This window comes from Pseudoalteromonas sp. GutCa3 (genome assembly GCF_002836155.1).
GTDB lineage: Bacteria > Pseudomonadota > Gammaproteobacteria > Enterobacterales > Alteromonadaceae > Pseudoalteromonas > Pseudoalteromonas arctica.
Genome location: NZ_PJBK01000028.1, coordinates 20,764 through 45,633, shown reverse-complemented (window position 1 = coordinate 45,633; position 24,870 = coordinate 20,764). Strand labels below are relative to the sequence as shown.

The window sequence follows — 24,870 nt, the reverse complement described above, 5'->3', positions numbered from 1 at the left end:
TTTAAAAGGTTTACATTTAAACCATTAAAAACCTAAAAGTTTGTTTTTATTAAAAGATACATTTTTAAATGTTAGGGTTTAAAAGGAGGGATTTAAAAGAATAATTGAGATAAATTTTAACGAGGAAGCTTTAATAACAAAAAATAAGCTGTAAAAAATAATACGTAATCATTTGTTTTATTTGAATAATAATTTTAATTATGAAAGAGAAAAAAACATTTTATAAATACTGACGTAAAATGCCTTTTTGTTGCAAATAAGCGAAAACCTATTTATTCAACGGTAGGCTCAAGCGCAGAAGGGTCTATAAAATGCTCTTTCATAAAGGCTTTCATTTCATCCTCGCTTGCTAGTAGCTTAATTCCACAGTGCACACCTGCGGCATGCTCTTTAACACTGCAAATTTCACCTTCAAAATCTTTATCACTGCTATTAAGTACGACAGTGCATTGCATATCTTTAATACTTTCAACTTGCTGATCGCCTCTAATATCAAACATTACACCAGTGAGTGAAATGTCTTTAATAAGGCCTTCAAGTACCCTATCGTCACTTAGCTTTAGCTTTGCAGGTAATAAGGTAGGTATGCGTGTTTGTGAGCGTAGCGCAAATAACTGCACTTGCTTTGGAAAGTTTATAAACACGAGTTTAGCGGGATGAGAGGCTACCGACATAATTTGCTGGCGAAACGCAATAACTTGCCCACCACTACCTTCAATAAGCGCTCTTACAACAACCATTACGCCATCACGTAAATAGTCACTCGCCGCAGGTAAACGCTTTGCATTGGGATAATTTAAAATAATAAACTGTTTATCGAGTAAACCAACTAATTCAGTTTTAACACGCTTACTGCTTGTAGGTGTTAATATTTCTAGGTCGACTAAGCTGCCTACACTTATATGCTTTAGCTTTTCTAAATTTGTTGGCATATCCCTTTCCCAATAGTTCGTAATTTAAAACTTAAGCCGCTCGTTTATCCACGCCAAAAAGTAGGCGTAAATAGCACTAATAAAGTAAATATTTCTAAACGACCAAACACCATTGCAATGGTAAGCAACCATTTAGCACCATCGGTTATAGCGCCATAATGCGATGCTACATCACCCAGACCTGGACCTAAGTTATTTAAACAAGCCGCAGTGGCTGAGAACGCAGTTATGTTATCCATACCCGTGCCCATAAGCGCTAACATAATAATAATAAACACCAACGCATACGCAGAGAAAAATCCCCACACGGCTTCTACTACTTTGTCTGGCAACGCCTTTCGACCCAGCTTGATTGAATATATAGCCCGTGGGTGCACCAAACGATTAAGCTCACGCACACCCTGCAAGTAAAGTAAGAACACGCGCACTACTTTCATACCACCACCGGTAGAGCCTGCACAACCACCAATAAAGCTCGAAAATATAAGTAAAATAGGTAAAAACAAAGGCCATGTTGAAAAGTTATCCGTAGCAAAGCCTGCTGTTGTACTCATAGAAACAGCTTGAAATAATGCCTGATCGAGGGTTTCATCGCCATTAGCAAATATTTCATTAGAGGAAAGTACGGTAAAACAAATAACCACCAGCGCTAATTGAATACACAAAAACACCTTAAACTCAGGGTCTCGAATATAAACTTGTATGTTACGACTGGCCACTGCGGCGTAATGCAGGGAGAAGTTAACAGCGGCAATAATTAAAAAGAACACACAAATAAAGTTAATTACAGGGCTGTCAAAGTGCCCCATAGAAGCATCGTAAGTAGAAAAACCACCTATCGCGACCGTTGAGAATGCATGACATATCGCATCAAACCACTCCATCCCGGCTGCCCAATAAGCCAGCATACAAGCAATAGTCAGTGACACATAAATATACCAAAGGTGCTTTGCTGTATCGGCAATTCGCGGGGTCATTTTGGAATCTTTTACAGGCCCAGGTATTTCAGCGCGATATAACTGCATACCACCAACACCTAGCATGGGGAGTATAGCGACAGCGAGTACGATTATACCCATACCTCCAAACCACTGGAGTTGCTGGCGATAAAACAACACCGACTTAGGTAAGTACTCAATACCGGTAAGCACTGTAGCGCCGGTGGTTGTTAAGCCAGAGAATGCTTCAAACACCGCATCGGCGAGCGATAAATTAGGTTCTTGTAAAAATATAAGCGGCAAGGACGCAAACGCCCCAAGTACCAGCCAAAACAAAACAACAATTAAAAAGCCTTCACGTGCTTTTAAGTCACCGTTTTCATGGCGGTTTGGGTAATAAGCCATCATGCCAATAACAACACTAAAGATAAATGCTAAAACAAAAGGAACACCACCACCGTCTTTATATATTAAAGACACCAGTGCCGGAGGCACCATGGTAATACTAAACAGCGCAACAAGTTGGCCAAGAATTTTTATGATGGTACGAAATTGCATTTAGCTTGTCGCTTTTATTATTAGTAAATTCAGGCTGAGTAGTATCAACCAAATTAAATAGGGTCAGTATGCATTACATGCAATTTGTGTAGGTTATTACTCTTTAATAGTTAACTCAACTGCGCCGTGACTTAAATCAAAAATATCTTTGATTGCTTGCTGAGCTTCGCGGCTATCTATTGTAATCACCCATTCAATATTAGCAGTAAATTGCTTATCAATATTAAGCACTTGATACTTTGTTTTTAATAACTGCTCAATCGCACCTTGCATGCTGTACTCGCTACTCCCTGTAATTTCAACACTGGGAACTTTAAGTACCGTTTGCAATTTTACTAATGCATTATTTAATGAGCCACCATAAGCACGTACTAATCCGCCCGTGCCTAATTTTATTCCGCCAAAGTAACGTGTGACTACAGCTGTGATTTCGCCAAGGCCTGAACCCACCAGCACATTTAACATAGGTTTTCCTGCAGTGCCATTTGGTTCACCATCGTCCGAAAAACCATAAACATGGCTGCCACCGGGGTTGCCTGCCACATGTGCCCAGCAGTTATGACGCGCATCGCTATACTTTTCTTCAATGCTTTTAATAAATGCTTTAGCTGAATTTAAATCGGGGGTATGTGCAATGTGAACTATAAACGTACTTTTTTTAATTTCTTCTTGATGAAAAACGTCAGCAGCGGGATATTTATATTCAGGCATATTTTAAACTTGTAAAAAGGGGGCCAAAAGGCCCCTTTAAATAATGTACGTATTTTAACGTGTATAAACTAATTAGTGTTAACTAGAATTAATCGAGCGCTAAATCTCGTGTCATATTCTCTAAGCTATCTTCGTGAACAATAATGTTATCTTCAATACGAATACCGCCAAATGGTTTAAATGACTCAATCTTTTCCCAATTAATAAACTGCTTATTATCGGTTTGCGCTAAATCACCAAGCAGTGAATCAATAAAATATAAACCTGGCTCAATAGTAAATACTTGGTTTTTTTCAATCAGGCGAGTACAACGCAAGAACGGATGCCCTTCAGGCGATGGCTGATGTGTGCCCTTTTCGTCACTCATAAAACCACCCATATCATGCACTTGTAAACCTAGGTGATGCCCTAGTCCATGCGGGAAGAAAGTAGAGGTAATTTTACGCTCAACAATTTCCTCAGCGGGTAGGTTAACAATTTTAAAGTCACTGAGTATTTGTGCAATACGGTTATGGCACTCAACGTGTAAGTCACCATAAAGCATACCCGGCTTTAAACCTTTACCTAACTCGATTTGTTGAACCGTCATCGCTTGTACAAGCTCAGCAAACTCACCCTGCTTTTTAAAATCATACGTACGAGTAATATCAGCAGCATAACCATTAAAGTTTGCACCGGCATCAATTAAAAATGAGTTATGAGTGTGTGGCGCTTTTGGATCAAAGTGCGTGTAGTGCAAAATAGCGCAGTTTTCGTTAAGCGCAACAATGTTGCCGTACGGCATTTCATTTTCGCTTTGACGTGTTGCCATTAAGTACGCTTGCTGAATATCGAACTCGCTACCACCATTAAAAAATGTGTCGCGTGCGGCTTTATGCCCATCTACTGCAATGCGGTTAGCGTTGCGTAAACATTCAAGTTCGTACTGCGTTTTATAAGCGCGGTGGTAATGAAAATAGTTAAGTACAGGCTCAGGGTTCATAATACTAAAACCAAGAGCTTGCGCTACTTCAATGTATTCACCCATGTAAGCATATTTAGCTTTATCGTATGGTAATAACTTTTCTACTTGATCAGGCTGAAGTAGTAGCTCTATATCAAAGTACTCAGCCCAAAAGTCGCGAGGCTCGTCTGGTACTTTATGCCAAAAATCTACTGGACGATAAAATATGAGTTTTGGCTTGTCGCTACCATTTACCACAATCCAGCAATGAGGATTATCAATAACCGGTAACCATGCTTTAAACTGTGGATTAACTTTAAATGGATAATACATATCATCTAAAAACTGGCGCTTAGCTTGGCCTGAATGAATTACTAATCCTTCTAACCCTTCGCTATTACAAATTGTACGAGTACGCTGTTGCAGTGTTGCAATATGTTCGGCGTATAAAACGGCTAATTTATCCATTGTTAATCCATCTGTTAAATTTAACTTGCTCTGAGTCTACCACTTAAACACTAAGCGCTCAAAAAAGGGGGATATTTAACATGTAAACATCCCCCTTATTAATACCTATACCTATCGTGTTAAGTTATTGGTCGATTGGTATCATATATTCAACCGCCCATTTTCATTTCGAGTAGCGGCGCTAATACATTACCTTCTCGGCCCATTCTTGTATGGTAAACCTGCCTGTACGCAAATACATTTTTTACGTAATCGCGGGTTTCGCGATACGGAATAAGCTCTACCCATAACTCAGCCGGAATAGCGTCATCAGGTAACCAACGCTTTATACGGTGATAACCCGCATTATAAGAAGCTGTTGCCAGCACCTCATTGCCATGGTTTTTCTTTTTTAAGTACTGTAAGTAACTAGTACCTAACCTAATATTTGTTTTAGGTTGATATAAACGACTACTTGTCACACTGCCTTTATTTACATATTCAGCAGTACTAGGTAATAACTGCATTAAACCACGTGCATTAGCATGCGAGCGTGCATCTGGCGCAAAAGAGCTTTCGCGCCTTGCAATAGCAATACTCCAGGCAACATCTATCTTGCTACGTTTACTGTAGCGCTCAAAAACATCTTGAAACGCAAACGGAAAACGTTGCTCTACGTTATCCCACGCTTTAATTTTTGCTAAAGTAAAAATAGTACTGTCGTGCCAACCTAAATCGGTAGATAGTTGTGATGCTGCTAGCTTTTCTTCATTGCTAGACGTATCCGTTAAATAATTCCACTCACGGCGCGCCGACGTAAAGCGCTCAATATCATAAAGTGCTTTTGCACGCTTAAAGCCAGGTGCATTACTTACTTTATCTACAAGCACCTTATCGACTGCTAAAGGTTGATTATTTAAATCAACGGGCAAACCTAAACGTGCTGCTGCTAAAAAGCCGTAATAATCACGATTAGCCGCTACTTTTTTCCAAATATCGTCTGCTTTTTGTTGCTCGCCACGTTTAGCATAGCTATAAGCTAACCAATATTGCTGGCCAAGGCTTAAATCCTCTTTTCCTGTAAAAAACGCAGCAATCCCTTCCCAATCTTGGGTTTTGAGCATATTGCCCAGTTGCCATTGAATAAGCTTGCTGTCTAGTCGCTCTTTCGGCACTTTATTTAGCCAAAAGCTCGCTTGCTTATGCCCGCTTGAAGCAAGTGACAACGCAAAGGTGTAATACACGTCAGCTTTATCTTCATCACTATACTTAAATATTTTTTCTAGTTTTTCCCATGCTTTTAAAGCAAGCTCTTTATCGCGCCAAACCAAACGTTTAACACCATAAATTGCTATTTGGCCTTCTTTAGCCGACTTATTTTTATATCGATATAATCCAGCTGCCGTGCTTGGATCTTTTCGCACTTTTAAGTATAAATCAGCTAAGTAACGCTCCTTACTTGGCAGTAAAGTTTTTAAGTAAGGCAATAAGCTTTGCGTCCCGCCTTGTGCAGCAAGTGTTACACGCTTCCAAACCGTTTCTTCTTTCATGTAGCCTTTTTTACGCCACGTAGAAAACAAACTATCACAGCCATTAGGTTGCGATTTACCAACGGCCCATAAGTCGGTCACCTGATTTAGAATCGCCTTTTCAGGCGCGCCCAAGTCGAGCTGAAAATCTAAATAAGTACAGGTAAGCCCAGTATTAGAAGTTTCACGGTAGTTGCGTATGTACGCCGCTTTTTCATTGTTCTCTTTTAAATACTCCAACCACGCTTTGCGCACCGGCCACTCAAGCGGTGTATGCTGATATATATTTAAATAGTCTTCTATCTCTGCCTGATGCTTAATACTCGGGTGACGTTGCCAATATGTTTTTTCAACATACGGTTTTAACGGATGATTTAGGTTACTAACCGCTTGTTTAAAGTCTTGGTAACTTCCGTACCTTACTTTTTTTTCGGCATCTAAAAAGGCATCGTTATCGATACTTGCCTCGGCAGAGTGAAGAGGGAAAATGAATGCAGCTGCCGCAACACTTAGTAAATATTTTTTCATAATGTCCTTTAATAAAAATTAAAGTAGTGAATAAAAACTTTTCAACCACCTTAGCACCAAACCAGCTATATTTTAACCAGTCGATTGTAACCGAGTTAAATTTTTCGTTGCATTTTTAATTTAAAGCAAGCACACTGATTGAAATGCAAACTCATCGTACCAGTCTTAGTTCGTCAACTAGGGAGAATAATAATGTTATATAAAAGCGATTCCTTTGAAGTTAGCTTCCTAAAGGAAAACATCGCCGAGTTTAAGTTTTGTGTTGCAGGTTCTGTAAACACATTATCTCAAAAAACTCTTTCAGATTGCGCAGCAGCATTAAAAGAATTAGCTGCCAATACTGATATCAAAGGCATGATTTTTACCAGTGATAAAGACCACTTTATTATTGGTGCCGATATCTTCGAATTTTTACCTACATTTACTAAACCTGAAGAAGAATTAGTAGTGTGGATCAAAAACGCAACCGACGTTTTTGATGCAATCGAAGATTTACCATTCCCAACTCTAAGCGCTATAAACGGTATGGCACTTGGCGGTGGTTGTGAGTGGGCACTTGCTACCGATTATCGTGTGGCAAGCGAAACAGCTAAAATGGGCCTACCAGAAGTTAAACTTGGCATAATGCCTGGTTTTGGTGGCACAGTGCGCTTACCACGTATCATTGGCGCCGATAACGCAATGATGTGGATTACCTCAGGCGCAGAAAATCGCGCTGCAGATGCCCTTAAAGTAGGTGCGCTTGACGCAGTAGTTAGTGCTGACAAACTTTTAGAGTCAAGTGTATCAACACTTGAGCTAGCGATTTCTGGCAAGCTAGATTGGCAAGCAAAACGTAACGTAAAACTACAGCCACTTAAATTAAACCGTGTTGAGCAAGGCATGAGCTTTGCTATGGCAGAAGGTATGGTAATGGGTAAAACCAAAGGCCACTATCCTGCACCGGTTATGGCTGTACGTACTATTAAAGCAGCGGCAAACTGTACTCGCGATGAAGCAATGGCAATCGAAAATGCTAACTTTGCTAAATTAGCACGTACACCAGAAGCAGCTGCACAGACAGGTATATTCCTAGCTGACCAATACATTAAAGGTAAAGCACGTAAATTTGCTAAACAAAGCGATGTAGAAATTAAACAAGCCGCTGTATTAGGGGCTGGTATTATGGGTGGCGGTATTGCATACCAGTCTGCTTATAAAGGCACACCTATTATAATGAAAGACATCCAACAAGATGCGCTTGATTTAGGTATGGGTGAAGCGTCTAAGTTATTAGGCGCAAAAGTTAAGCGTGGCCACATGCCAATGGAAAAAATGTTGGCAACACTTAGCAAAATTAAACCAACACTTAACGAGTCAGACCTACAAAGTGCCAACATTATTGTTGAAGCCGTTGTAGAAAACCCTAAAGTTAAGCAAGCAGTACTCGCTGATCTTGAAAAGACCATGCCAGAAGGTACGGTACTTACTTCAAACACATCAACTATTTGTATTGATTTACTAGCACAAGCGCTAGATAAGCCAGAAAACTTCTGTGGTATGCACTTTTTCAACCCTGTGCCAAAAATGCCATTAGTAGAAATTATCCGTGGCGCAAAAACCTCAGATAAAACAATTAATGCAGTAGTTGATTACGCACTTAAATTAGGTAAATCGCCAATTGTTGTTAACGATTGCCCAGGCTTTTTTGTAAACCGTGTTTTATTCCCTTACTTTGCAGGTTTTAGCAAATTAGTGGTTGAAGGCGCTAACTTTGCAAAAGTAGATAAAGTAATGGAAAACGTATTTGGCTGGCCTATGGGTCCGGCTTACTTACTTGATGTTGTAGGTATTGATACAGCATTCCATTGTACTGGCGTAATGGCTGACGGTTTCCCTGAGCGTATGGCGCGTGCTGATAAAGACCCTGTGACTATTTTTGCCAACGAAAAACGTTTTGGTCAAAAGAACAAAGCTGGTTTTTACAAATACGAAACAGATCGTCGCGGTCGTCTTAAAAAGTCTCATGACGAGACAGCAGTTGAGCTACTAAGCCCAATTACAGACGCACCAAAAGAATTTGATAAACAAGAAATCATCGACCGTTGTATGATTCCAATGATTAACGAAGTGCTACTGTGTTTGCAAGAAGGCATTGTTGCCTCTCCGCAAGAAGCAGATATGGCATTAGTTTACGGTGTTGGTTTCCCTCCATTTAGAGGCGGCGCGTTCCGTTACTTAGATCAAACTGGTTTAGCTAACTTTGTTGCAGCAGCAGACAAATACGCTCACCTAGGTGCGATTTACCAAGTATCTGAGCAAACTCGCAAGTGGGCCGAAGAAGGTCGTGTTTTCTATAAGGTGGAAGGTTAATATCATGAATAATCCAGTAATTGTAGATTGTATCCGCACACCAATGGGTCGCTCTAAAAGTGGTGTATTCAAACATAAACGTGCTGAAGACTTAAGCGCACATTTAATGAAAGGCTTACTTGATCGCAACCCAGCAGTTGATCCAGCATCAATTGACGATATTTATTGGGGTTGTGTACAGCAAACATTAGAGCAAGGCTTTAACGTAGCACGTAACGCAGCATTACTTGCCGGTATCCCACACAGCGTACCTGCTGTAACGGTTAACCGTTTATGTGGCTCGTCTATGCAAGCATTGCATGACGCAGCACGCGCAATAATGACAGGCGCTGGCGACACTTACCTAATTGGTGGTGTTGAGCACATGGGCCACGTACCTATGACTCACGGCAACGACTTTCATCCAGGCTTAGCAACATCAATTGCACAAGCGTCTGGCTCAATGGGTTTAACAGCAGAATACCTTGCAACGCTTCATGGCATTAGCCGTGAGCAACAAGATGAATTTGCTTATCGCTCACATCAACGTGCACAAGCGGCAACTGTTGAAGGCCGTTTTCGTCGCGAAATTTTAGCAATGGAAGGTCACGCAGCAGATGGTTCGCTTATATTAGTTGAAGACGACGAAGTAATTCGCCCAGAAACAACAGTAGAAGGCCTATCAAAACTTCGCCCTGTATTTAATCCTGCATCGGGTACGGTAACAGCCGGTACGTCTTCTGCACTTTCTGACGGCGCATCTGCAATGTTAGTAATGAGCGAAGAGAAAGCAAAAGAACTTGGCTTACCAATTCGTGCGCGTATTAAAGCAATGGCAGTCGCTGGTTGCGATCCATCAATTATGGGTTACGGCCCAGTACCAGCAAGTAAAAAAGCACTTGCACAAGCCGGTATTACAATTGATGACCTAGGCGTAGTAGAACTTAACGAAGCCTTTGCAGCACAATCATTACCTGTAATGAAAGATTTAGGGTTAATGGATGTTGTTGACGAAAAAGTGAATTTAAATGGCGGCGCAATCGCACTTGGTCACCCACTGGGTTGTTCGGGTTCGCGTATTAGCACATCGCTTATTCACTTAATGGAAGACAAAAATGTACGATACGGTTTAGCAACTATGTGTATTGGTTTAGGCCAAGGCATTGCAACTGTATTTGAACGTGTTCAAGACTAATTAGTTTAAACATGTAAAACCATCTTGGTGATTAAAAAGGCGAACTGATTTTATTCAGTTCGCCTTTTTTATTAACTTCAATTTATGAAAACGACCCTTTATGAAGTAAGTATGTAACAGCGTAATTATGTGATCGGGCGTATTATTAAATAAAGCATTTTGAAACTGCTAAAAGCATTAAGTAAAATAGTTAAATTACATTTGAAATTGCGTTAAACTGCCAAACTTATTAATTGCTATACCTAAGCACTCACGTACGCAGTAATCACTTTAATTAAACAGGCCAATTTATTATGAGCTTTGATAATCCCGATCACCAATTAGATGCCATAGGCCTTCGCTGCCCAGAGCCAGTAATGATGGTACGTGCTGCTATTCGTAAAATGAATGATGGTGAAACGTTATTAATAACTGCTGATGACCCATCAACAACTCGCGACATTCCGAGCTTTTGTACGTTTATGGATCATACGCTGGTGGCTAAAGATGCAGAAGAAGCACCGTATAGATATGTGGTGAAGAAAGGGTTGTAATTACAAACTTATTTTAATAGGTTGCTTATTTTTTATACTCCAATACTCTTGTTCTACTTTCGGCAACGCTTCATCAAAGCTAGTCTCGTTACTTATATCACTATGATAAATTAATACATCTAAAAACACCTTGCAAAGCTCTTGGCACATGTATTTAGCATAATCGCTTTTATAAGTATCGTGTGTAGAAATATTCCTAATAATACGCGCGGAGTGTAATAGCAATCCCTCATCTCGATTTATGCTTTTGCAACACCTCAAAATTGCACTTTTTGCCGTATTTTTTTCCTCAACCCCATTTTTACCAACAGTCTCTTTCGACACACCTTTTGGTCTCTCTTTTTTATTCAATAATTCAATAACAGCCCAAAGTTCATTCAGTAAGCACATGTTATTAAAAGCATTAGCAGCTGTTAGATAGTTACAAGTAGTGTTAATTATTTTTTGCGCATATTTTAGTTTATACAATTTGCGTTCTAAAATAATGCTTTCTGATAAAATTTTATTAGAAATGTTTGAGTAAGAAATTAACCATGGTGGCTTGGAAACGAAGTCTGGTTCAATATAATTACTTACTTCTTTACCACTACTTTTAATATGCAAAGTATGTAACTTGCCAAGCCCAAAGGGATTGAGAGATTTTTCATCTTCTAAGCTAAAAATACTTTTTGTATATAACAAACTCCATATAGCTATTTTAGTTAATAAGAATTGATGTGCTTTATGGAAGGCTATATCAGGTGAACCTGCATCTAAACATATAAGTACTTTTTTATAGCCATCTCCTTCTATTCTTCTAAATTTTTCTGGATATAGATTAACAAAACTGAATTTATACCCTTCAACAGTATCTAATTCATGCTGCTCAATTGGAAAGTCCTCCGGAATGTTTATAGCTGTTAAATAACAATAACTAATAATCCCATTTTCTAAATTCTCGAATTTATCTTTAATATCCTGATCCAATTGTTCAAAGCAACTACATTGGACCCTTTTATGTATGTAATCTCTTAATACATCCTCAATTAAATTCGATAAACAATATGATGGAACTTCTTTATTCGTGTCATAAAAAGCAGCTATTACACTAGCGGCTACTTTTAAATTTTTTTCACTATACTTTCCATCATAGATTGGTGTAGCTTTTTTAGCCCAATCTAAAACCAAAGCCTCTATATCTGATTTTCTCTCTCGCTCTATCGCTTTCAATTTAATCATTAAAAATTCCTTTTAGATAAGACTACGATACCAAAATACAATAGTCTCCGAAAAAGCTTTAAACACAAAAATAGGTAGCGAACTTACTTTTTGGTTATCGTCACTTGTGGCTTGTCGTAGTCACTATAATCAATACTTACTATGTATATGCCTTTTATTGCTGGTGTGAAACTAAAGTAGTTATAAATAGTATTACAGTCTGCGATAGCTGGTTGGCCGAGTGTTAGGCTTTGCCCTGCTGGTTGTGCGTCGCTGTAACCACAGTTGTAACCTTCACTAAAGTCGGCATCGGCTATTTTAAATTCGTACACTTTACCAGGCGTCGAAAATTTAACTTGTGCTTGATAAAGCGCTGGTCCAACTGGCGCAAACTGATACTGGGGCTCTGCATCCCACAGTGTAAAGTCGCCACGTAAGTAAATTGTGCGATCAAGCTCTTGCTGAGGTAATACATCGTTAATCGAAATTTGGCTTGTACAGGCAGTAAGTAAACCAGCAATTGCTAAGGTTAAAATTCGTTTCATAGAAATCATCAATGGGGTTTCCTTTGCATACAGTGAAAACTAAAAAGCCAGCAAAACGCTGGCTTTTAAAATTGTTAATCGGTGTTATTTTTGTAAAACAGAAATATCTGCAATACCTAAAAACAATCCGCTTAACTGGCTTAGCAGCGCAAGACGATTTTGCTTAACAGCTTCATCGTCGGCCATAACCATTACGTTGTCAAAAAAGTTATCAACACTTTCGCGAATACCTGCCAATTGGCTTAATGCTTCTTGGTAGTTTCCATCTGCGTAAAGTGGTGCAAGGTCAGTGGCAAATTTTGCTACTTGTGATGCTAATACTTTTTCAGCGTCGTCGCTTAATAAGCTCTCATCAACACTACCTTGGCTGGTAATGTCGTTTTTAGCCAGAATATTACCTACACGCTTATTAGCTGCTGCAAGCGCTTCTGCTGCGTCTAATGTACGGAAGTGGCTTACGGCTTTAACACGGCGATCAAAATCAACAGGTTTAGTCGGACGACGTGCAAGCACTGCTTGAATTACGTCTACTTCAATACCTTCGTCTTGATACCAAGCACGAAAGCGCCCTAGCATAAATTCAAATACGTCAGTTGATACATTTAAGTTAGTTAACTTGTCGCCAAACAATGTTTGCGATTTAGCTACTAGGTCTAAAATATCAAGTGGTAGTTCTTTTTCTACCATAATGCGAAGTGCACCAATAGCAGCACGACGAAGAGCAAATGGGTCTTTGTCACCTTTAGGTGCCTGGCCTATACCAAAAATACCCACCAGCGTATCAAACTTATCAGCAATAGCTACTGCACAGCTAATTAAGTTTGTAGGTAAGTTGTCGCCTGCAAAGCGTGGCATGTACTGCTCGTTTTGCGCTACGGCTACATCTTCGGCTTCACCATCGTGGCGAGCGTAATGCATTCCCATTACACCTTGCACGTCGGTAAATTCCATTACCATTTCAGTCATTAGGTCAGTTTTACTTAATAAGCCTGCACGCTGTGCTAGGTCTTTATCAGCACCTAATTGCTCAGCAATGTAACCCGCAAGTTCACTAATACGCTGAGACTTATCTTTAAGCGTACCAAGTTGCTTTTGGAACAATACGCTATCAAGCGATTCTAATCGGCTTTCTAGAGTTTTCTTTTTATCTGTTTCAAAGAAGAACTGTGCATCGGCTAAACGCGGGCGCACTACTTTTTCGTTACCAGAAATAACCACACTTGGATCTTTACTTTCTATGTTAGATACAAACAAAAATTTATTTAAAAGTTTGCCGTTTTGATCTAATAACGGGAAGTATTTTTGATCGTCTTTCATGGTATAGATTAACGCTTCGGCTGGTACATCTAAAAATGCTTCTTCAAATGTTGCCGTTAAAGTAACTGGCCACTCTACAAGTGATGTTACTTCTTCTAGTAAATCTTCATCCATAGCAACAATAGCGTTAACTGCTTTTGCAGCTTCTTCTATTTGTGTACGAATTTGCGCTTTACGTTGTTCGTAATCAGCAATAACGTAAGCAGATTTAAGTACGTCAAAAACGTCATCTGCATGGTTTATACTAATTTTTTCTGGGTGGTGAAAACGATGACCCTGAAGCTGGTTAGTTATTTTCTTACCAAGGATCTCACCTTCAAGTAACTCATCACCAAACAAAATAGTTACCGTATGCACAGGACGAATAAATTGTGTTTTATTCGCGCCCCAACGCATTGGTTTAGGAATTGGTAATTTAGCCAACGCTTTAGTAATTGCACCTGTCATTAGCGTTTTAGTTTCTTGCCCTGCAACTTTAGCAATGTGCAATAACCATGCGCCTTTGTCTGTTTCGAGTGTTTGTGCGTCTTTTACTTCAATACCACAACCACGTGCCCAACCCATTGCTGCTTTTGTTGGGTTACCGTCACCGTCAAATGCGGCTTTAGTTGCTGGACCGCGTTTTTCAACTTCTTTGTCTTGTTGCTTAGCTTCAAGCGCTTTTACTTGTAAACCTAAACGACGAGGCGATGCATACCAGCTTACGCCTTGATGTGCTAACTCTAGTGTTTCAAGCTCTGCAGTTAAGTTTGCAGCAAAGGCTTCTGCTAATTTACGCAGTGCTTTTGGTGGCAACTCTTCTGTGCCAATTTCTACTAATAAATTTTGTGCTGACATACTTACTTATCCTTACACAGCGGGAAACCAAGCGCTTCGCGTTTGTCATAGTAACTTTGTGCACACGCTTTTGATAACGCACGAACGCGTAAAATATAACGTTGACGTTCGGTTACCGAAATTGCGTGGCGTGCGTCTAGTAAGTTAAATGCGTGCGATGCTTTCATTACTTGCTCGTAAGCCGGTAGTGGTAAGTTTGCTTCAATTAACTTTTGGCTCTCTGCTTCACATTTATCAAACTGAGCAAATAAGTCTTCTACGTTTGCGTGTTCAAAATTGTAAGTAGACTGCTCTACTTCATTTTGATGGAACACGTCGCCGTAGGTTACGCGCCCTAGTGGACCGTCTGCCCATACTAAGTCGTAAATACTATCTACGCCTTGAATGTACATTGCTAAACGCTCTAGGCCGTAAGTGATCTCACCCGTTACTGGTGAACACTCAATACCACCAACTTGTTGGAAGTAGGTAAACTGCGTTACTTCCATGCCGTTTAACCAAATTTCCCAACCTAGGCCCCACGCACCTAACGTAGGTGATTCCCAGTTGTCTTCTACAAAGCGAACTTCGTGAGTTAGTGTATCGATACCCATAGCCGCTAAAGAGCCTAAATAAAGCTCTTGGATGTTATCTGGCGATGGCTTTAAAACTACCTGAAATTGGTAGTAGTGTTGTAAGCGATTTGGATTTTCACCGTAGCGACCATCGGTAGGACGACGACACGGTTGCACGTATGCACTCGCCATTGGCTCTGGACCAATAGACTTTAAAAAAGTTTGCGGGTGAAATGTCCCTGCGCCCACTTCCATATCAAGTGGTTGAATAATGACACAGCCTTGCTGCGCCCAATAATCCTGTAAAGCCAGGATCAAACCTTGAAAGGTTTTTACGTCATATTTTTGCATATTTGGCTTTTTACTATCTAAGAAGTAGCGTGAAAATTACCCTTAGTATACCGTGTGTACACTCAGGTTTTAAGCAGTTTGTGTAATTGAAGAAAATAAAAAAGGAGCCATTAGGCTCCTTTTTCTATGTAAGCAATATTTTTTACACGTCTAAGTTAACTACACGTAGTGCGTTCTTTTCAATAAACTCACGACGAGGCTCTACTTGGTCACCCATTAAGGTCGCAAATAATTGATCCGCGCCAACAGCATCTTCGATCGTTACTTGTAACATACGGCGAGCACTAGGATCCATTGTGGTCTCCCAAAGCTGGCTTGGGTTCATTTCGCCCAGTCCTTTATAGCGTTGAATATAGATCCCGCGCTTCGATTCTGTGATCAACCATTCCAAAGCATCCACAAAGTTATCAACAGGTTTTGTTTTCTCACCACGTTGAATATATGCACCTTCGCTAAGGATGTTTGCGATGTTAGTACCAGTCACAGCAATGCGTTGGTAGTCACGTGACGCAATAAAGTCATAATGAAGTACGTGTGCTTTATCTACACCGTGCTGACGAATATTCACAACCGGGTAATACATATTACGCTCAGCATCATGCTCTGTACCAGCATGGAAAATAGTCGCATCTTCATCACGTGCAATCAGGTCGTCAACCAACACTTTAGTCCAAGCAATTACTTTAGCTTCATCTGAAAGGTCATCAGTTTTCAATTCTGTTTGATAAATTAAGCGTTCCATTACCGTGTTAGGGTATTTACGCTTTAAACGCTCAATTACTTTAACTGTGTTTTGATAATCGTGAACGATTTCTTCTAGCGCCTCACCTTCAAGAGCTGGTGCATCTGTACTTGCATACAACGCTGCACCATTAAGAGCAAGCGATGTTAGGTATTCAACTAATGCAGGGTCATCTTTAATATAACGCTCTTGCTTACCTTTTTTCACTTTATAAAGTGGTGGTTGAGCAATGTAAATATAGCCGCGTTCTACAATTTCAGGCATTTGGCGATAGAAGAATGTTAATAGTAACGTACGAATGTGAGAACCATCCACGTCCGCATCGGTCATGATTATAATGCGATGGTAACGTAATTTCTCAGGGTTATATTCGTCACGACCAATACCACACCCTAATGCAGTAATTAGTGTTGCTACTTCTTGCGAAGATAACATTTTATCAAAACGTGCTTTTTCTACGTTTAAGATTTTACCTTTAAGCGGAAGAATAGCTTGGTTTTTACGGTTACGTCCCTGCTTGGCTGATCCGCCAGCAGAGTCCCCTTCCACTATATATAGTTCAGATTGGGCAGGATCTTTTTCTTGGCAATCAGCTAGCTTACCAGGTAAGCCTGCTAAGTCCATTGCACCTTTACGACGTGTCATTTCACGGGCTTTACGCGCCGCTTCACGAGCACGTGAGGCATCAATAATCTTACCTACAACAATTTTGGCATCAGTTGGGTTTTCTAATAAAAACTCAGTGAATTTTTCAGCCATTGCTTGTTCAACTGCAGACTTAACTTCACTTGAAACAAGCTTGTCTTTAGTTTGCGATGAGAACTTAGGATCAGGAACTTTAACACTAACAACAGCCGTTAAGCCTTCACGGGCATCATCACCGGTAGCATTGCTGGTTGTTTTAGCTTTTTTGTTAAAGCCTTCTTTTTCCATGTAGTTATTAAGTGTACGTGTTAGCGCTGATCTAAAACCGGCTAAGTGAGTACCACCATCACGTTGTGGAATATTATTTGTGAAACAGTAAATATTTTCTTGGTATGCATCATTCCACTGCATTGATACTTCAACGCTAATACCATCTTCTTCACGTTCGTGAGTAAAATGGAATACACCTTTATGTATAGGTGTTTTATTACGGTTTAAGTATTCAACGAAAGCTTGAATACCGCCTTCGTATTTAAAGTGGTCAGATTTATTTTCTTCACGTTCATCATTTAAAATGATGCTCACACCTGAATTTAGGAATGAAAGCTCGCGTAAACGCTTAGCTAAAATTTCGTAATGAAAATCTAAGTTTGTGAATGTTTCACCACTTGGCCAAAAACGCAGTTCTGTACCAGTCGTGTCTGATTCACCAATAACAGCTAAAGGTGCATCTGGAACACCCATAGTGTAAAACTGCTCATGAAGTTTACCTTCACGGCGAACTGTAAGTTTTAGCTTTTCTGAAAGTGCATTTACAACAGAAACACCAACACCGTGTAAGCCACCAGATACTTTATAAGAGTTATCATCAAACTTACCACCGGCATGAAGTACCGTCATAATAACTTCGGCTGCTGATACGCCTTCTTCTTCATGGATAGAAGTTGGAATACCACGACCGTTATCTCGTACTGAGACAGAACCGTCTAAGTGAATCGTTACATAAATATCATCACAATGACCTGCTAAGGCTTCATCGATCGAGTTATCAACGACCTCAAACACCATGTGGTGTAAGCCTGTGCCATCATCGGTGTCCCCAATATACATTCCAGGACGCTTTCTTACTGCGTCTAATCCTTTAAGTACTTTAATACTCGACGAGTCATAATTCTCAGACATGGTTAATCCCACTTATCTTGTTATTAGGTTGCCATGTTTCACGTGGAACATTTGTAGTTCTCGTTGCATGGGTTCCACCACAGCAGAAATACTTTCAGACAAAATTGAAGAGATAAAAATTTGAGAACTGCAGTGAGCAAGTAATTGTCCCACTTTCTCTTTTGTATCTTCGCCTAACTCTGAAGGTAGATCATCTATTAGCAATATAGATTGCTTATCTGTCTCTGACTCAATTAAGCTATTTTGCGTAACTTTTAACGCATATAATAGTAACTTCAATTGACCGCGTGAGAATGTATTCTCCACACTGTTGCCAGCGACACTAAAACTAAAATCGGCCTTATGAGGGCCTTTACTTGTAAATCCTTGGCGAGCATCTCGCTCAAAGTTTTGCTCTAACGCATCTGCAAGAGATTCGGTCTCTTTCCAGCCTGCGTTAAAGGTCATTTCTAAATCACGTACAAGCGTTAATTCTGCACACATTTTATCAAAAAACTGCTGCTTAAACCTACTTATATACGCCAATCTTAATTTATTTATTTCTTCAGCCAGTCTAACAAATTCTTTGTCCCAAAACTTAATTTGGTCAAAATAATTCTTGGGCTTAGTTTTTAACAATGCATTACGTTGTTTAAGTACTTTATTGAACGATTGCCATAAAAAAAAGAACTCATGTTCCACGTGGAACAAACCTAAATCTAAAAACTTTCTGCGCTCTTTAGGCCCACCAAAAAACAAAGAATAGCTCTCTGGTGTAATAATTTGCACTGGCATGAGTTGAGCTAGTTCGGATATTTTACGGCTCGCCTTACCTTGAATTTTTAAATTAGTTTCACCCGTTTGGGTTTTACTAATACCAATTGGAATAGATAAGTCGTGTATTGTTTTGCGCCCGTGAATTACAAACTGCTCTTGCTGATGCGCGATAATACTTTTGTGTTTTGGAGTACGAAAAGATTTGCCGTGAGAAAGGTAATAGATAGCCTCTAAAAGGCTGGTTTTTCCGCTGCCATTTTCACCATATATTATATTAACGCCGTTAACTGGTTCTAGCGTCAGCGCCTCAATATTGCGAAAATATTTGAGGCTCAAATGACTTAAGCTCATTATGTATTTATAGTCTTATAAACGCATAGGCATAACAACGTACATTGCTTCTTCATCGCCTGCACCTTCAATTAATGCACTGCTGTTTGAGTCGGCTAATGTAAATAGTACGTCTTCTGTTTTTAATGTGTTTAGTACGTCTAATACGTAAGACACGTTAAACCCTATTTCTAGGTCGGCACCTTCGTAACTTACTTCAACAACTTCTTCAGCTTGTTCTTGCTCTGGATTGTTGGCCGTAATTTTTAATAAACCATTTGATAAGTTTAAGCGTACGCCACGAAACTTTTCATTAGATAAAATAGACACTCGTTGGAACGCATTACGTAACCATTCTCGGTTAGCTGTAATTACTTTGTCGCCACCACGTGGTAATACACGACGGTAATCTGGAAAACGCCCATCAACCAGTTTACTTGTAAATGTAAACTCAATATCAATAATACGGATATGGTTAGCACCAAACTGAATTGTTACCAATTCATCGTCAGCTACCATAAGGCGCATAATTTCTTGCACACCTTTGCGAGGTATAATTAATTGACGTTGTGTATTAAGCGATTGCGTTAATTGCTTTTGCGCTATAGCTAAACGGTGACCATCTGTTGCTACTGTTTTTATATCGGTATTATCTACTTCAAACGACATACCATTTAAGTAATAACGTACGTCTTGATTTGCCATCGAAAAATGCGTGCTTTCGAGTAACTTACGAAGCTCTAAACGAGTTAGTTGAAATTCAACCTCTCCGTCCCACTCTTCTAAATTAGGAAAATCATCAGCAGATAAAGTCGTCAATGAAAAACGGCTTTTACCACTGGTTAAAAGTAATTGATGCTCTTGCAAGCTTAAAGTAATGTCTGAACCATCTGGTAGACTTTTACAAATATCGAGTAACTTTTTAGCGGGTAACGTTAGTTTTGTATCGGCAATATCATCACCTACAAATACGCCAGAAACTAGTTCAATTTCAAGGTCAGTACCCGTCATTGAAAGTTGTCCGTTTTCTACCACTAACAAAACGTTAGATAAAATTGGCAACGTGTGTTTGCGCTCTATTGCGCCCGACACTTGCACCAATGGCTTTAAAAATTGTTGTCTTGATATTGTTATTTGCATAATAAAGTCAGCCCTAAGATGACAATGTTCTTATTAAGTTTTGGTAATCTTCTTTAATTTCGTGGCTTTCGTCACGTAGTGATTTTATCTTACGACATGCATGTAATACGGTCGTATGATCGCGTCCACCAAATGCGTCACCAATCTCAGGTAAGCTGTGATTAGTTAATTCTTTAGATAACGCCATAGCTACCTGGCGCGGCCTCGCTATAGAGCGGCTGCGGCGCTTAGATAACAGGTCTGATATACGAATTCGATAGTACTCAGCAACAGTGCGCTGAATATTGTCTATGGTAACCAGTTTATCTTGCAAGGCAAGTAAATCGCGTAGCGCTTCTTTTACAAAATCGATTGAAATAGGACGACCGGTAAAGTTCGCATTAGCGATTACACGGTTAAGTGCACCCTCTAGTTCACGAACATTTGAACGTAATTTTTTGGCAATAAAAAAAGCAACTTCGTGTGGTAAGTTAATCTTACTTTGCTGGGCTTTTTTCATTAAAATAGCAACGCGTGTTTCAAGCTCTGGTGGCTCAATCGCAATTGTTAATCCCCAACCAAAACGTGATTTTAGCCTGTCTTCAACGCCTTCAATCTCTTTAGGGTAACGGTCAGAGGTTAAAATAATTTGTTGGTTGCCTTCAAGCAATGCATTAAAGGTATGAAAAAATTCTTCTTGTGAACGCTCTTTGTTAGCAAAAAATTGAATATCATCAATCATTAATGCATCAACACTGCGGTAATAACGCTTAAATTCTTCTATCGCATTATTTTGAAGTGCCTTTACCATGTCTTGAACAAAGCGTTCTGAATGCATGTAAACAATTTTAGCATCTGGCTTGTTTGCCATAATGCCATTACCTACTGCATGTAATAAGTGAGTTTTACCTAAACCAGTGCCACCGTATATAAATACAGGGTTAAAAGCAGAGCCAGGATTGTCGGCAACCTGTGTGGCCGCAGCTTTTGCTAATTGGTTTGATTTACCTTCAACAAAGCTATCAAAAGTATAGTTTTCTTTAATGTTAGATTTGTAACCTGACTTAGGTGCAGGTTCAACAACTGGCTTTTGCTCGCGAGGCTGTTGTTTTGCTGAAGCGTGTGCACTTGGTGCCGATTGAGTTTCTATAACCGGTGCAGCTTGTGCATTTAATAAAGGTTTACTACCTACATCAAAACGTAGTTTTGGTGCTTCAACACCACAAATCTCTACTAGTAATTCGTTAATTCTATTTAGGTACTTTTCTCTCACCCAATCAAGCACAAAGCGATTAGGTGCATAAATCGTCAAGGTATCTTCGGTACTTTCTGCTTGTAGCGGTCTTACCCACATACTGAATTGCTGCGAAGGCAGCTCATCTTGCAATACATATAAACAACTTTGCCAAACCGACAGATACACAGTTAAACTCCCAGAGATATAATTTTTATTCCCGCACATCATTAATGATTATAAATCATACATTTATTGCGTTCAAATGGTCCAATAAGCGACCCAAGACCGCGTATTATGAAGACACTTTATCCACAAGTAAAAGATTGATTTTTATAAAATTGTTGATATCGATGTATAAAATCATTAACAAGCTGATTTAAAACAGTTTTTATTTTAGATCCTGAGAGGAGATCATAACAAAATAACACCAATATCGCGAACCAAATTTACGATCCAATTTACTTTTCCCCCGCTTTTATTCACTTTTTATACAGGGGCTGTGGAAAACTTCTTATTTATGATGATCCTAACAGATCGCCTTATATGATCTCTTATATAGTAGTAGGTCGGTTATATACCCTTAACGTAATTATGATTGACTTTACATTACTTACTCTATAATATCTCGCGCTCGCAATGGCACCTATGCCAGGATCGCGACCTGTATAGGATGTTTTAACTTTAACCGATCGGATGAGATTGTTATGAAAAGAACTTTTCAACCTAGCGTTTTAAAACGCAAACGTGCACACGGCTTCCGTGCTCGCATGGCAACTGTAAATGGCCGTAAAGTATTAGCACGTCGCCGCGCTAAAGGCCGCAAAGTTCTTTCTGCTTAATTTATAAGTGGAAGACTTTAGCTTTGGCAGGGAGTTACGTCTGTTAACTCCCTCGCATTACTCTCGCATATTTAATGAACCCGCTCGGGCTGCAACTCCTTTCTTTACTCTATTAGCTAAACCAAATGACCAAGAAAAACCTCGGTTAGGTCTTACTGTTGCTAAAAAACGTGTAAAAAAGGCATGCCAACGAAACCGTATTAAACGTCTCGCTCGCGAAAGTTTTCGTTTAAATCAACACAGCATCGATAATATTGATATTGTGCTTATGGTTAAAAATGGTATTGATGAGCAGTCTAATGAAGAAATAACCAAACAACTTACTAAATTATGGCGAAAAATTAACGAACGCTGTAAACCAGGTGCACCTAAACCGCCACCTTTTAAGAAACGCCCAAACAAATCAGCTAAATCTAACAAACAAACCTAATTGCAATAGAATTGCAGGGTTAATTAATGTATCTTTAGCTCACCTTTTAATCATGCATTTAAATTTTCTAATTGAGTCTTTAAATACATGATATCTATCTCACTAAACTTAAGTAGGGGCATAAACATCATGAGGTTACTTAAACCACTTGTTGCTTTACCAACTTTTTGTTTAGTGTTATTTATCCGCGGTTATCAAAAGTGGATTAGCCCGCTGTTAGGTCCGCATTGTCGTTTTAATCCAACCTGTTCTAGTTATGCTATTCAAGCAATTAAATTGCATGGATCGGTAAAAGGTAGTTGGTTAGCTTTAAAACGCATATTAAAATGCCATCCTTTACATTCAGGCGGAAACGACCCCGTTCCTGAAAAATTAACCCATATTAACCACCAACACGAGAAATAAGAGCTGTTATGGAATCGCAACGCACGTTTTTATTAATTGGCCTAATGCTAGTGTCGTTTTTATTGTTCCAAGAATGGGATAATGATTACAACAAGCCTAAAGTCGATCCAAGTGCCACAACACAAACACTACAAGCAAATTCACCAGAGTCGGATGATTATATTCCTTCATCGTCAGATTCAGAGTTACCTGCTTCAGCAACTTTAGCTAAGCGTTCAGTTATTGAAATTACAACTGACGTTTTTAAAGTTAAAATTGACACCAAAGGCGGTGACATTGTTGAAACAGACCTTCTTCAATACGAAGAGACAAAAGGCAGTGACACGCCTTATATGCTTCTTGGTCAGCTTGATGGTGGCAAACAATACTTTTCACAAAGTGGCTTAATTGGTTTAAATGGCCCTGACGGATCAGCTAATGGTCGCCCTACTTATAGTACCGAACAAAAATCATATACCTTAACGGGTGATGAGCTTCGCGTTCCACTTCAGTTTACTGATAGTAATGGTGTTAGTTTTACTAAAACGTATGTATTCAAAAAAGGTCAGTATGACGTAGGCTTAGAATACAAAATTAACAACACTACCAGCGCACCTCTTCAAGTACAGCTATACACGCAAATTAAGCGTACCGTACAAGAAAAAGGTAGCATGGTTGATCAAAACTATTTAGGTGCTGCATACGGTACTGATGAAGAAAAATACGAAAAGTATAGTTTTTCAGATATGGCTGATAAAAACCTAAATAAAAGCACACAAGGTGGTTACGTTGCCTTTATTCAACATTACTTTGTAAGTGCTTGGGTCCCAATGCAGGATCAATCAAATACACTTTATAGCTTAATTACAAAAAGTAATGCCGCTATTATTGGTGCTAAAGATCCCGCTGTAAATATTCAAGCTGGTAGTGAGCAAACACTAACAGCTACTTATTATATGGGCCCGAAAGAGTCAGATATTCTTGAAGCGATTCACCCAGACCTAGACCTAACCGTAGATTACGGTTGGTTATTCTTTATCTCGCAACCTTTATTTGTATTGCTAAAATGGCTACACAGCATTTTAGGTAACTGGGGTGTAGCAATTATTGCCATCACTATTATCGTTAAATCGTTAATGTACCCACTTACTAAAGCGCAATACACTTCAATGGCAAAAATGCGTGCCCTACAGCCTAAAATGGCAGCCCTTAAAGAAAAGTTTGGTGATGACCGTCAAAAGTTCGGCCAAGCAACTATGGAAATGTACAAAAAAGAAAAAGTTAACCCAATGGGTGGCTGTTTCCCTATTTTGCTACAAATGCCAATTTTCTTAGCCTTGTTCTACGTATTCTTAGAGTCTACTGAACTTCGCCATGCTGAATTCATTTTTTGGTTAACGGACCTTTCTGCGAAAGACCCATACTACGTATTACCAATATTATTTGGTGCGAGTATGTTTGTGACGCAAAAGCTACAACCTATGACGGTTACTGATCCAATGCAGCAAAAAATGATGACCTTTATGCCGGTTATCTTCTCTGTATTCTTCTTATGGTTCCCATCTGGTTTAGTTCTTTACTGGTTAGTGTCTAACCTTATTTCTATTGTCCAGATGTTAATCATCTACCGTGGCATGGAAAAGAAAGGAATTAAAGTAAGAGGCTAACTAAGCTCCTACTTATATAAAGGCGACTTCGGTCGCCTTTTTTATTGCCTGTTTTTCACCACAGCTATTCGCTACAAATAAATCGATAGGTTA

20 protein-coding genes are annotated in these 24,870 nt (G+C 39.4%); 7 read left to right on the top strand and 13 right to left on the bottom strand.

What is annotated here, in order from left to right:
* Positions 1 to 272: 272 nt before the first annotated feature.
* From CXF64_RS05770 to CXF64_RS05750, 5 genes are all read right to left on the bottom strand, one after another.
* Positions 273 to 932, bottom strand: a complete 660-nt coding sequence (locus CXF64_RS05770; protein WP_007584185.1) for a flagellar brake domain-containing protein — start codon at positions 930 to 932, stop codon at positions 273 to 275.
* A gap of 44 nt (positions 933 to 976) precedes the next feature.
* Positions 977 to 2,428 carry a TrkH family potassium uptake protein gene (locus CXF64_RS05765; protein WP_007584186.1) on the bottom strand — a complete coding sequence of 484 codons (1,452 nt, stop codon included), beginning with the start codon at positions 2,426 to 2,428 and terminating at the stop codon, positions 977 to 979.
* Positions 2,429 to 2,524: 96 nt separating this feature from the next.
* A complete protein-coding gene (locus CXF64_RS05760; protein WP_101216558.1) occupies positions 2,525 to 3,139 on the bottom strand; it encodes a YigZ family protein in 615 nt (204 codons plus the stop codon).
* Between the two features lie 88 nt (positions 3,140 to 3,227).
* Positions 3,228 to 4,550 carry a Xaa-Pro dipeptidase gene (pepQ, locus tag CXF64_RS05755; protein WP_008171989.1) on the bottom strand — a complete coding sequence of 441 codons (1,323 nt, stop codon included), beginning with the start codon at positions 4,548 to 4,550 and terminating at the stop codon, positions 3,228 to 3,230.
* 149 nt (positions 4,551 to 4,699) lie between these two features.
* On the bottom strand, positions 4,700 to 6,586 hold the full coding sequence (locus CXF64_RS05750) for a transglycosylase SLT domain-containing protein (RefSeq protein ID WP_101216557.1): 1,887 nt from the start codon (positions 6,584 to 6,586) through the stop codon (positions 4,700 to 4,702).
* Positions 6,587 to 6,778: 192 nt separating this feature from the next.
* Between CXF64_RS05750 and fadB the strand changes: the two genes are divergently transcribed.
* From fadB to tusA, 3 genes are all read left to right on the top strand, one after another.
* A complete protein-coding gene (fadB, locus tag CXF64_RS05745; RefSeq protein ID WP_101216556.1) occupies positions 6,779 to 8,938 on the top strand; it encodes a fatty acid oxidation complex subunit alpha FadB in 2,160 nt (719 codons plus the stop codon).
* A gap of 4 nt (positions 8,939 to 8,942) precedes the next feature.
* Positions 8,943 to 10,112, top strand: coding sequence for an acetyl-CoA C-acyltransferase FadA (gene fadA / locus CXF64_RS05740; RefSeq protein ID WP_008171997.1), 1,170 nt, complete (start codon positions 8,943 to 8,945; stop codon positions 10,110 to 10,112).
* 293 nt (positions 10,113 to 10,405) lie between these two features.
* Positions 10,406 to 10,645 (top strand): sulfurtransferase TusA, encoded by a 240-nt coding sequence (gene tusA / locus CXF64_RS05735; protein WP_004335190.1) that lies wholly within the window; start codon positions 10,406 to 10,408, stop codon positions 10,643 to 10,645.
* Here the strand turns inward: tusA and CXF64_RS05730 are convergent, their stop codons facing one another.
* The 8 genes from CXF64_RS05730 to dnaA all read right to left on the bottom strand — a co-directional run bounded on the left by CXF64_RS05730 (position 10,646) and on the right by dnaA (position 21,643).
* Positions 10,646 to 11,863 (bottom strand): hypothetical protein, encoded by a 1,218-nt coding sequence (locus CXF64_RS05730; protein WP_101216555.1) that lies wholly within the window; start codon positions 11,861 to 11,863, stop codon positions 10,646 to 10,648. It abuts the gene before it with no gap.
* 83 nt (positions 11,864 to 11,946) lie between these two features.
* Complete coding sequence (locus CXF64_RS05725) at positions 11,947 to 12,396, bottom strand: hypothetical protein (RefSeq protein WP_101216554.1); 450 nt, start codon at positions 12,394 to 12,396, stop codon at positions 11,947 to 11,949.
* 75 nt (positions 12,397 to 12,471) lie between these two features.
* Positions 12,472 to 14,541 carry a glycine--tRNA ligase subunit beta gene (glyS, locus tag CXF64_RS05720; protein WP_007584196.1) on the bottom strand — a complete coding sequence of 690 codons (2,070 nt, stop codon included), beginning with the start codon at positions 14,539 to 14,541 and terminating at the stop codon, positions 12,472 to 12,474.
* Between the two features lie 2 nt (positions 14,542 to 14,543).
* The gene (gene glyQ / locus CXF64_RS05715) at positions 14,544 to 15,446 is read right to left on the bottom strand and encodes a glycine--tRNA ligase subunit alpha (RefSeq protein ID WP_007584197.1); all 903 of its coding nucleotides are present in this window, start codon (positions 15,444 to 15,446) and stop codon (positions 14,544 to 14,546) included.
* 142 nt (positions 15,447 to 15,588) lie between these two features.
* Positions 15,589 to 18,015 (bottom strand): DNA topoisomerase (ATP-hydrolyzing) subunit B, encoded by a 2,427-nt coding sequence (gyrB, locus tag CXF64_RS05710; protein WP_008172005.1) that lies wholly within the window; start codon positions 18,013 to 18,015, stop codon positions 15,589 to 15,591.
* Between the two features lie 12 nt (positions 18,016 to 18,027).
* A complete protein-coding gene (recF, locus tag CXF64_RS05705) occupies positions 18,028 to 19,122 on the bottom strand; it encodes a DNA replication/repair protein RecF (protein ID WP_008138030.1) in 1,095 nt (364 codons plus the stop codon).
* Between the two features lie 15 nt (positions 19,123 to 19,137).
* A complete protein-coding gene (gene dnaN / locus CXF64_RS05700) occupies positions 19,138 to 20,241 on the bottom strand; it encodes a DNA polymerase III subunit beta (RefSeq protein WP_010555149.1) in 1,104 nt (367 codons plus the stop codon).
* Positions 20,242 to 20,254: 13 nt separating this feature from the next.
* A complete protein-coding gene (dnaA, locus tag CXF64_RS05695) occupies positions 20,255 to 21,643 on the bottom strand; it encodes a chromosomal replication initiator protein DnaA (protein ID WP_010555148.1) in 1,389 nt (462 codons plus the stop codon).
* 518 nt (positions 21,644 to 22,161) lie between these two features.
* Here dnaA and rpmH point away from each other — a divergent pair.
* The 4 genes from rpmH to yidC all read left to right on the top strand — a co-directional run bounded on the left by rpmH (position 22,162) and on the right by yidC (position 24,777).
* Entirely contained in the window at positions 22,162 to 22,296 is a 135-nt protein-coding gene (gene rpmH / locus CXF64_RS05690) for a 50S ribosomal protein L34 (RefSeq protein ID WP_004335215.1), read from the top strand.
* Positions 22,297 to 22,303: 7 nt separating this feature from the next.
* Complete coding sequence (rnpA, locus tag CXF64_RS05685) at positions 22,304 to 22,726, top strand: ribonuclease P protein component (protein ID WP_007584204.1); 423 nt, start codon at positions 22,304 to 22,306, stop codon at positions 22,724 to 22,726.
* 129 nt (positions 22,727 to 22,855) lie between these two features.
* Positions 22,856 to 23,131, top strand: a complete 276-nt coding sequence (gene yidD / locus CXF64_RS05680; RefSeq protein ID WP_101216553.1) for a membrane protein insertion efficiency factor YidD — start codon at positions 22,856 to 22,858, stop codon at positions 23,129 to 23,131.
* A gap of 8 nt (positions 23,132 to 23,139) precedes the next feature.
* Complete coding sequence (gene yidC, locus CXF64_RS05675) at positions 23,140 to 24,777, top strand: membrane protein insertase YidC (RefSeq protein ID WP_024607967.1); 1,638 nt, start codon at positions 23,140 to 23,142, stop codon at positions 24,775 to 24,777.
* Positions 24,778 to 24,870 lie beyond the last annotated feature (93 nt).

What these genes read in the sequence shown, in the direction of transcription:
- CXF64_RS05760 (WP_101216558.1), bottom strand. Translation starts at nt 3,139, where the DNA reads ATGCCTGAATATAAATATCCCGCTGCTGACGTTTTTCATCAAGAAGAA.
- rpmH (WP_004335215.1), top strand. Translation starts at nt 22,162, where the DNA reads ATGAAAAGAACTTTTCAACCTAGCGTTTTAAAACGCAAACGTGCACAC.
- glyQ (WP_007584197.1), bottom strand. Translation starts at nt 15,446, where the DNA reads ATGCAAAAATATGACGTAAAAACCTTTCAAGGTTTGATCCTGGCTTTA.
- fadB (WP_101216556.1), top strand. Translation starts at nt 6,779, where the DNA reads ATGTTATATAAAAGCGATTCCTTTGAAGTTAGCTTCCTAAAGGAAAAC.
- pepQ (WP_008171989.1), bottom strand. Translation starts at nt 4,550, where the DNA reads ATGGATAAATTAGCCGTTTTATACGCCGAACATATTGCAACACTGCAA.
- CXF64_RS05765 (WP_007584186.1), bottom strand. Translation starts at nt 2,428, where the DNA reads ATGCAATTTCGTACCATCATAAAAATTCTTGGCCAACTTGTTGCGCTG.
- glyS (WP_007584196.1), bottom strand. Translation starts at nt 14,541, where the DNA reads ATGTCAGCACAAAATTTATTAGTAGAAATTGGCACAGAAGAGTTGCCA.
- fadA (WP_008171997.1), top strand. Translation starts at nt 8,943, where the DNA reads ATGAATAATCCAGTAATTGTAGATTGTATCCGCACACCAATGGGTCGC.
- CXF64_RS05770 (WP_007584185.1), bottom strand. Translation starts at nt 932, where the DNA reads ATGCCAACAAATTTAGAAAAGCTAAAGCATATAAGTGTAGGCAGCTTA.
- CXF64_RS05730 (WP_101216555.1), bottom strand. Translation starts at nt 11,863, where the DNA reads ATGATTAAATTGAAAGCGATAGAGCGAGAGAGAAAATCAGATATAGAG.
- CXF64_RS05750 (WP_101216557.1), bottom strand. Translation starts at nt 6,586, where the DNA reads ATGAAAAAATATTTACTAAGTGTTGCGGCAGCTGCATTCATTTTCCCT.
- yidD (WP_101216553.1), top strand. Translation starts at nt 22,856, where the DNA reads ATGAGGTTACTTAAACCACTTGTTGCTTTACCAACTTTTTGTTTAGTG.
- tusA (WP_004335190.1), top strand. Translation starts at nt 10,406, where the DNA reads ATGAGCTTTGATAATCCCGATCACCAATTAGATGCCATAGGCCTTCGC.
- dnaN (WP_010555149.1), bottom strand. Translation starts at nt 20,241, where the DNA reads ATGCAAATAACAATATCAAGACAACAATTTTTAAAGCCATTGGTGCAA.
- gyrB (WP_008172005.1), bottom strand. Translation starts at nt 18,015, where the DNA reads ATGTCTGAGAATTATGACTCGTCGAGTATTAAAGTACTTAAAGGATTA.
- recF (WP_008138030.1), bottom strand. Translation starts at nt 19,122, where the DNA reads ATGAGCTTAAGTCATTTGAGCCTCAAATATTTTCGCAATATTGAGGCG.
- CXF64_RS05725 (WP_101216554.1), bottom strand. Translation starts at nt 12,396, where the DNA reads ATGATTTCTATGAAACGAATTTTAACCTTAGCAATTGCTGGTTTACTT.
- yidC (WP_024607967.1), top strand. Translation starts at nt 23,140, where the DNA reads ATGGAATCGCAACGCACGTTTTTATTAATTGGCCTAATGCTAGTGTCG.